The organism is Streptomyces albidochromogenes, assembly GCF_005981925.1.
Taxonomy (GTDB): domain Bacteria; phylum Actinomycetota; class Actinomycetes; order Streptomycetales; family Streptomycetaceae; genus Streptomyces; species Streptomyces albidochromogenes.
In genome coordinates, this window is sequence record NZ_VBVX01000276.1 from 1 (window position 1) to 8,610 (window position 8,610).

The 8,610-nt window shown below is 73.9% G+C and carries 8 protein-coding genes; 4 read left to right on the plus strand and 4 right to left on the minus strand.

Annotated features, from left to right (window positions below; translation table 11 throughout):
- From E2E34_RS27040 to E2E34_RS27050, 3 genes are all read right to left on the minus strand, one after another.
- A partial coding sequence (locus E2E34_RS27040) for a lipase maturation factor family protein (protein ID WP_138904526.1) occupies positions 1–1,277 on the minus strand: 1,277 nt, incomplete at its 3' end.
- A gap of 27 nt (positions 1,278–1,304) precedes the next feature.
- Entirely contained in the window at positions 1,305–1,826 is a 522-nt protein-coding gene (locus E2E34_RS27045) for a DUF1990 domain-containing protein (RefSeq protein WP_138904527.1), read from the minus strand.
- The gene (locus E2E34_RS27050; RefSeq protein ID WP_138904528.1) at positions 1,823–2,644 is read right to left on the minus strand and encodes a YndJ family protein; all 822 of its coding nucleotides are present in this window, start codon (positions 2,642–2,644) and stop codon (positions 1,823–1,825) included. Before E2E34_RS27050 ends, E2E34_RS27045 begins: the two co-directional genes overlap by 4 nt.
- Before the next feature lie 145 nt (positions 2,645–2,789).
- Between E2E34_RS27050 and E2E34_RS27055 the strand changes: the two genes are divergently transcribed.
- From E2E34_RS27055 to E2E34_RS27065, 3 genes are all read left to right on the plus strand, one after another.
- Positions 2,790–4,883, plus strand: coding sequence for a SpoIIE family protein phosphatase (locus E2E34_RS27055; protein ID WP_138904529.1), 2,094 nt, complete (start codon positions 2,790–2,792; stop codon positions 4,881–4,883).
- Positions 4,884–4,998: 115 nt separating this feature from the next.
- Positions 4,999–6,333 carry a wax ester/triacylglycerol synthase family O-acyltransferase gene (locus tag E2E34_RS27060; RefSeq protein ID WP_138904530.1) on the plus strand — a complete coding sequence of 445 codons (1,335 nt, stop codon included), beginning with the start codon at positions 4,999–5,001 and terminating at the stop codon, positions 6,331–6,333.
- 14 nt (positions 6,334–6,347) lie between these two features.
- Entirely contained in the window at positions 6,348–7,208 is an 861-nt protein-coding gene (locus E2E34_RS27065; RefSeq protein ID WP_138904531.1) for an Fpg/Nei family DNA glycosylase, read from the plus strand.
- 9 nt (positions 7,209–7,217) lie between these two features.
- Here E2E34_RS27065 and E2E34_RS27070 read toward each other — a convergent pair whose 3' ends face one another.
- The gene (locus E2E34_RS27070; RefSeq protein WP_138904532.1) at positions 7,218–7,913 is read right to left on the minus strand and encodes a zf-HC2 domain-containing protein; all 696 of its coding nucleotides are present in this window, start codon (positions 7,911–7,913) and stop codon (positions 7,218–7,220) included.
- A gap of 241 nt (positions 7,914–8,154) precedes the next feature.
- Between E2E34_RS27070 and E2E34_RS27075 the strand changes: the two genes are divergently transcribed.
- Positions 8,155–8,610: response regulator (locus tag E2E34_RS27075; RefSeq protein WP_244316149.1), on the plus strand; the 456-nt coding region annotated here is incomplete at its 3' end.

The following is an 8,610-nucleotide window of genomic DNA, read 5'->3' on the forward strand; positions in this document are numbered from 1 at the left end:
GCATCGGGGAACGGGTTGCCGCGCAGCAGTCGCAGCGTCGCCGGGTCTCCCGTCAGCAGGCGCTCCACGAACGGGTCGAACCAGGCGTACGCGTACGCGGGGGAGAGCGCCGCGAACCACATCATCCAGTCGAGGCGCAGGTGGTACGGGGCGAACTGGCGCGGCAGCCGGCGCGGATCTCCCGGCTTCCCCTTGAACTCGTACGCCCGCCACACCGTGCCCCGGCGCACCACGGGTTCGTCCGTGCCCTCCACGACGATCTCCTGGCGGACCCGGCTGATGCTCCCGAAGGCGCCGTACGCGTTGACCAGGTGCAGGGGGTCGTACGAGCGGTTCATCGCCTGCCGGCGCGAGAACAGGTTGCGCGCGGGCCGGTGGCTGAGCGCGAGCAGCAGCGCCGTGACGGCGAGGACCACCACTTCGTACCAGAGCGGGGAGGAAGGCAACGCGGGGGCGGTGACCCACGGGGAGAAGTCGACGGCCGAGAGCGCCAGGACGATCGTCAGCCAGTTCAGCCACGCGAAGTTGCCGGAGAGCACCAGCCACAACTGGGTCAGGATCATCACGCCGGCGGCGGCGGTCGCGACCGGCTGGGGCGTGAAGAGGAGTACCGGGACGAGCAGTTGCGTCACATGGTTGGCCGCCACCTCCACCCGGTGCAGCGGCTTGGGGAGGTGGTGGAAGAACCAGCTCAGCGGGCCCGGCATGGGCTGGGTCTCGTGGTGGAAGTCCAGGCAGGTGAGCTTGCGCCAGCAGGGGTCGCCGCGCAGCTTGATGAGCCCGGCGCCGAACTCCACCCGGAACAGCACCCATCGCAGCAGCCAGAGCACCAGCACGGGCGGAGCCGTGCGCTCGTTGCCGAGGAAGACCGCGAGGAAGCCCGTCTCCAGGAGCAGGGACTCCCAGCCGAACGCGTACCAGGTCTGCCCGACGTTGACGATGGACAGGTACAGGGCCCACAGGGCCGCCCACATCAGCATGGCGGTCCACAGCGGCAGCCGGTCGGCGGCGCCCGCGGCCAGCGCCGCCGCGAGCAGGGCGCCCGCCCACGCGCAGACGGCGAAGAAGCGGTCGGAGTAGTGGAGCCGGAAGAGGGTGGGCGACCGGCGCCACGGCACCCGTCGCAGGTGCTCCGGCACCGGCAGGATGCCCCGGGAGCCGATGAGCGCCCGGAACTGGAGGGCCGCCGCGAGGAACGCGACCAGGTACACGGCGGCCAGGGCCCGCTGGAAAACCAGCCGGCCCAGCCAGTAGTCGGGCTCGGTGAACCACTCCATCACGACCATTGTCGGTGGCGGGGCGCCTCACCGGCGGCTCGACGCTCCGGTGGCGATCCGTCGCAGGGTCCTGCCGAGGTGCCGGGCGTACGCGTGCTGGCAGACGGGCACCAGGGGCCCGGCGAGCCGGGCGTACCAGGCGGCCGGCCGGCTGAAGGCGGTGACGGTGAACCACACCGTGCCGTCGTCGGCCAGCTCCACCACGAACGACTCCTCGCCGCACTCGGGGTGGCCGGGGGTCGTCCCGTACGCGAAGCCGGTCCGGTCCTTCTCGTACGCCGTCCAGACCACGACGCACGGCGCGCTCACCCGCAGCGGTCCGGCGCCGATCGAGACCTCGACGGCCGCGCCCGGTTCGGCCCGGGCCGCGTCCGCCCGTACCCGCGCGCCCGAGGTCCGGTGCAGCCGCCAGGTCGTGACGGCCGCGCCCGCCGCCTCGAAGGCGGCGCGGCCCGTGCCCACCACCGTGCGGTGGCGCAGGTGGTGGTAGCCGGCGGGCAGCGGGGTCCGGCGGGTGGCGCCGGTCTCCGGGTAGGTGAGCGTGCTCATGCGGTGGTCTCCTCGAGTCGTCGCCAGGCCAGCACCGCGCACAGTGCGAAGCCCAGCGCGTTGCCCAGGCCGTGGGTGGCGGCCATCCAGGTCAGGTCGGGGTGGGGAAGGCCGGTCGCCTCGCCGAGCGCCCAGCTGAGCGCCAGCAGCATCGTGGCGACCAGGACGGCGGCCGAGACGGCCAGCAGGGTGCGGGTGGTCCGGTCCTGCCGCTCGTCGCGTACGTCCCGCCAGGTCACCAGCGCCACGGCCCACATGCCGGCGGTCAGGACGACCGCGCCGGCCAGCTCGGCCCAGTCGTCGACGAAGTACCCGACGAGGACCAGCAGCGTGCCGAGCGGCACGCTCAGGGCCGCGCAGCGCGCGGCGGGCCGGTCCGCGGACGTCCGGCAGACCAGGCCCGCCACCAGTGCGGCGGCGAAGCCCGCGAAGTGGAAGTGCGGCACGGTGAGCGCCAGGATCTCCAGGTCGAAGCCGAAGAGCCGGTGCCCGGAGCGCTCGGCGACCAGCGCGAGGCCGGCCACCGACGGCGAGGCGAGCGCGGTGAGCACCGCGATCTCGGCCGGGGCGAGGGAGCGCGTACGGGCCAGCCGCGCCGGGGCGTGCAGTGCCAGGGCGAGCGTCGCGGCGGCGTACACCGCGGCGAGCGCGGTGGCCGCCGGGCCGCGCGGGAGCCACAGGGCGACGGCCCCGGGGGCCGCGAGCAGCGGCCACCACCGGCTCAGGCGGCTCGGAGCGGGTGCGTCGACGAGGCGCAGCCCCAGCGGGACGACGACCAGCATGCCGAGCATGACGATCAGGTTGACCAGCACGGACACGACGCGACCCCCGATTTGAACGTGTTCAACTCTTCTCGGGGTGACCATACGGCCATTCTTGAACGCGTTCAAGTCTCTGTTCCCGGGTGCGTCCGCGCCGGCCGCCCCACATGCGCCCGCCCGGCACCGCGCCTAGCGTGAGTCCATGGACGCGGGCACAGGGGGCGGCGAGGCGGCGGAGTACTGCCACTGCTGGGAGCGCAAAGGCGGCGTGGCCTGCTGCTTCTTCGAGGTGTACGGGTCGGTCCTCGGACTGGGTGGATTCGACTGGGACCTCGACAGCGGCACCATGCGGATGGACGACTCCGCGCTCGCCGTCTTCGACATGCCCCCCGAGGAGTACACCGGCCGTCCGGAGAGCCTCGGGGTGCGCGTGCCGCCCGCCGAGGCCGCCCGGCTCGACGCCCTCGTCTCCCAGGCGCTGAAGAACGGCAGCGTCACGTACGGCGCCTATTTCCGCATCCGCTGCCGCGACGGGACACTGCGCTGGACCCACACGCAGGGCGCCGTGCGGCGCGACGCCACCGGCCGTCCCCGGCGCATCATCGGCATCGTCCGCGACGCCACCCAGGAGCTCGCCGACTCCACCGACCGGCTGGAGCACGACGCGGAGCGGCGCCGTCGGACCAGCGTCGTTCAGGGCACCACGGCCGCGCTCGCCCACGCGCGCACCGTGAAGGACGTCATCGACGTGCTCAACGACTCGCAGGGCCTGGAGAACCTCGGGGCCCACAGTCTGGTGATGGGCCTGGTCGAGGCGGGCCGCATCCACCTCGTCGCCGACGGCCCGGACGGCTCGTTCATGCCCGGGACCCGCTACACCCGCATCGACGAGCAGTACCCGATGAGCGAGGTGGTCCGCACCCTCGCACCCCGGTTCATCGAGTCGCCGGAGGAGTTCGCCGCCTCCTACCCGGGGCTGTGGCAGCACATCAAGAACCTCGGTATCACCTCCGCGGCCTATCTGCCGCTGATCGCCCAGGCCCGGCCGGTCGGCGCGCTCGGCCTGCTCTACGGAGACCGGATCGGATTCACCTCCGACGAGCGCAACGTCCTGATCGCGCTGGGCAGCAGCATCGCGCAGAGCCTCCAGCGGGCCATGCTCTTCGAGCAGGACAAGGACCTGGCCGAGGGCCTCCAGCAGGCCATGCTGCCGCGCCGCATCCCCTCCGTCCCCGGCGCGCAGATCGCCGTCCGCTACCGCTCCGCCCGGCTCGGCCGCGACATCGGGGGCGACTGGTACGACGTGATCCCGCTGCCGGGCGGACGCGTCGGCGCGGTCATCGGCGACGTACAGGGGCACGACACGCACGCCGCCGCCGTCATGGGACAGCTGCGCATCGTGCTGCGCGCGTACGCCGCCGAGGGGCACACCCCGGCGACGGTGATGGCCCGGGCGTCCGTCTTCCTGCACGAGCTGGACACCGACCGGTTCGCCACCTGCACGTACGCCGAGACCGACCTGACCACCGGGGTCGTCCAGCTCGTGCGGGCCGGGCACATCGACCCGCTCGTGCGCCACGTCGACGGCACCTGCCGCAGGCTGCCCGCCGCCGGTGGCCTTCCCCTGGGCCTCTCGGCGGAGTTCGGCCAGCTCGAATACCCGGTCTCGACCGTCGAGCTCGACCCCGGCCAGACCCTTCTGCTGTACACCGACGGGCTCGTCGAGCTGCCGGGCGCGGACCTCGACGACGGCATGCAGATGCTCTCCGAGCTCGTCCACAGCGGGCCGCGGGACCTCCAGCAACTGGCCGACACCCTCTGCGAAGTGGTCGACGAGCGGGGCGGCGAGGACGACGTGGCGCTGCTGCTCCTGCGCCGCAGGAGCGCCGACGTGCCGCAGACCGGCGGCCGGCTCCGGCAGCACGTCGCGCAGAACGACCCCGAGGCGCTGCGTTCGGCCCGGCACATGGTGCGCGCCGCCGTCCGGGCCTGGGGCGCGCGCGAGCGGGCGGACGAGATCGAGCTGGCCGCCGACGAGCTGATGACCAACGCGCTGATGCACACCGACGGCGGGGCCATCATCACCGCCCGGGTCCTGACCGGCGCCCAGCGCAGACTGCGGATCGACGTCGAGGACCGTTCCAGCGCGCTGCCGCGCCGCCGGGAGGCCGGGGAGTCGGGCGTGTCGGGGCGGGGGCTGATGCTGGTCGACCGGCTCGCGGACGTGTGGGGCGTGGAGTCGCGGGGCAGCGGCAAGTGCGTCTGGTGCGAGTTCGTCGTGCCCGACCGTGAATGAACGCTCCTGACCGTACCGTTCAGTAACGGTGTGTGTCCCGGTCGTACTTGACCGTAACCGACCGGCCGGGATTGACTGCGGCTCTCCACCGGCCTCCGAACGACGTGAGGGCTCCTTGAGCACCGAGCTTCTGGCACCTCTTGATCTGGCCTTCTGGCACCTCGAATCCACCGAACACCCCATGCACCTCGGCGCGCTCGCCTTCTTCGAGGGCCAGACCGACGGCGACCGCGTCGCGCGGCTGCTCGCCGAGCGGGCCGCCGCGATCCCCCGGCTGAGCATGCGCGTACGGACCGTCCTGCTGCCCGTCGGCGGCGCGGCCTGGTCCACGGCCAAGGACTTCGACGTACGCCGCCACGTCCGGCGGATCAGACTGCCCGAGAGCGACTTCGCGGCGCACGCCGCCGAGATCGCCGGCGCGCTGATGGAACAGCCGCTCCCACGCGGCCTTCCGCCCTGGGAGATGTACGTCCTGACCGCCGCCGACACCGGCACGTTCGCCGTACTCGTCAAGCTGCACCACGCTCTCGCCGACGGCATGCGCGCCGTCGCCATCGGGGCGGGCATCTTCGACCAGATCGCGGGCGCGAGCACCGCCGGCGCCCGCAAGGAGCGCGGGGTGCCGCCCCGGTCCTGGCTGCCCGGCCCGCACCAGGTCGTCGGCTTCGCCCGCGACCGCATCGAGGAGGTCGGCCGGGCCGTCGGCATCGGCGCCTCCGTCATGCGCGCCAGCCGCTTCGACCCCTGGGGAGCGAGCGCCTTCGCTGCCGGGTCCAGCGGGACGCGGCGGCTCGGCACCGCCGTGCTCGGGCTCGACGACGTGCTGAAGGTCCGCAGGGCGGCGGGCGGCACCGCGAACGACGTGCTGCTGGCCGTCGTCGCGGGAGCGCTGCGCCGGTGGATGCTGGAGCGGGGCGAACCCCTGCCCGGCGCCGACCCGCGCGCCCTGGTACCGGTGTCCCGGCGCCGCCCGGGCCGCGCCGCCGGCTCCGGCAACAAGCTGTCGGCGTACCTCGTCGGCCTGCCCGTCTCCGAGGCCGACCCCTGGGCGCGGCTCACGGCGGTGCGCCGGACCATGGACCGCAACAAGGCCGAAGGGCCGGGACGCGGCCCGGGGGCGGTCGCCGTACTGGCCGACCACCTGCCGCCGCTCGCCCACCGCCTCGGCGCGCCGCTCGCAGGCAGCGCGGCGCGGATGCTCTTCGACGTACTCGTCACGAACGTGCCGCTGCCCCGCTCCGCCCTCTCACTGGGCGGCAGCCCGCTGCGCGCCCTCTACCCGATGGCGCCCCTGGCCCGGGGCCAGTCCCTGGCCGTCGCGCTGACGACGTACGGCGGCCGGGTGCACGCCGGCCTGGTCGCCGACGCCAAGGCGGTTCCCGACCTCGACCGGCTGACCGCGAGCCTGACCGACGAGCTGGCGGCCCTGCTGCGGGCCGCCACCGGCTGAGGCACGCTGGGAACATGCCTGAGCTGCCGGAAGTCGAAGCGCTGCGCGAGTTCCTCGACGAGCACCTGGTGGGCCGGGAGATCGCGCGGGTCGTCCCGGTCGCCGTCAGCGTGCTCAAGACGTACGACCCGCCGCCTTCCGCGCTGGAGGGCGCGGTGGTCGCCTCCGTCGGCCGGCACGGCAAGTTCCTCGACATCGGCGCGGGCGGGGTGCACCTGGTGACCCACCTCGCCCGGGCGGGCTGGCTGCGCTGGAAGGACGAGCTGCCGGCCGAGCCGCCCCGCCCCGGCAAGGGGCCGCTCGCGCTGCGGGTGGCGCTGGCGGACGGCGCGGGGTTCGACCTCACGGAGGCCGGCACGAAGAAGAGCCTCGCCGTGTACGTCGTGCGCGATCCCGCCGACGTGCCGGGCGTCGCCCGGCTCGGCCCCGATCCGCTCGCCGACGGCTTCGGCCGCGACCGGTTCGCGGAGCTGCTGCGCGGAGAACGGCGGCAGCTCAAGGGCGCCCTGCGCGACCAGAGCCTGATCGCCGGCATCGGCAACGCGTACAGCGACGAGATCCTGCACGCGGCGCGGATGTCGCCTTTCAAATCGGTCGCCCACCTCACCGACGACGAGATCACGGCCCTGTACGAGGCGACGCGCTCCACCCTCGCCGAGGCCGTCGCCCGCTCGCGCGGGGTGGCGGCGGGGCGGCTCAAGGCGGAGAAGAAGAGCGGGCTCAGGGTCCACGGCCGGACCGGGGAGGCGTGTCCGGTCTGCGGCGACACCATCCGGGAGGTGTCGTTCAGTGACTCGTCGTTGCAGTACTGCCCGACCTGCCAGACCGGCGGCAAGCCCCTCGCGGACCGCCGGCTGTCGCGACTGCTGAAGTGACCCGCTGCCCTACGCCCCGATCGTGACCAGGCGCCTTCCGTCCAGCGTGCGGACCTCGAAGCGGTCGATCTCCGTGCCGCGCAGGGCCGCGCCCCCCTCGGTGCGCAGCGGTTCCTCGTGGCCCTCGACGTCCGGCATGCCGTAACCGCCGTCCGGCACCGCCCACGTGGTCACCGTCTGCTCCTCGCCGTCCTTGCCCACGGCGATCAGTTCGCAGGTCAGCGGCCCTGCGACGCGGGCCAGTTCGAGCCCGACCGCCGCCCCCCAGCCGCGCTCCCGCAGCGCGACCGCCGCCCGGACGCCGGAGACCGGGTCGGTGGCGGCGTACCGCCGCACCGGGCCCTCGCCGTCGTCAGCCGCGCGCGCCTGGAGGCCCAGGGCCGCCACCGGACCGGCGATGATCAGCGCCGCCGCCGCGGCGACCAGCCGCAGGCGGCGCCTGCCCCGGCGCCGGTGGCCCGCCTCGACCGTGTCCAGCAACCGGTCCAGCAGCCCCTCGGTGGGACGCTCCACCGGCGGCACCGTGGCACCGGCGCCGGAATGGGCGTAGGCGGCCAGCGTCGACTCGAGTCCGGCGAACTCGCTGAGGCGCACGGCGCACGTCGCGCAGTCGGCCAGATGTTCCTCGAAGCGGAACGCATCCGCTGGATCGAGGACGCCGAGCGCGTACGCGCCGACGTCACGATGCCGCTGGTTCGGACTCATGGGGCAATTCCTAGGGGGCTCGCGTGGTTCGTGGGGTAACCGACCGGTCATCCTGAGGTACGGAAGGCAGGCGGTTTCTGCTCACGCGCGCAGCCGATCCGGCCGCATTTCTCCGGGCCGGCGGCCGCCGCGGGCTCCGGGCGGCCCGGGCGCGCTGGGCGCGCCGCGCGAACGCGCCGTCCGCGCCGCGGCGGGCGGCCCGTATGTCCAGGTCACCCCCGCTGCTCCTACACTCCCCACCATGTTGCGCGCACTGGCTGTCGACGACGAACGACCGGCTCTGGAGGAGCTCCTCTACCTGCTGCGCGCCGACCCCCGGGTCCGCAGCGCCGAGGGGGCCACCGACGCCACCGGGACCCTGCGCCGGATCAACCGCGCGCTCGACGCGGGACCCGACGGCGACGACGCCATCGACGTCGTCTTCCTCGACATCCACATGGCCGGGCTCACCGGCCTCGACATCGCGCGGCTCCTCGCCGGGTTCGCCCGTCCGCCGCTCATCGTCTTCGTCACCGCCCACGAGGGGTTCGCGGTCCAGGCGTTCGACCTCAAGGCCGTCGACTACGTGCTCAAGCCGGTACGCCGGGAACGCCTCGCCGAAGCCGTGCGCCGCGTCTGCGACCAGGTCGAGGCGAGCCCCGCCCCGGCGTACCGGCTTGAGCACGTAGTCGACGGCCTTGAGGTCGAACGCCTGGAC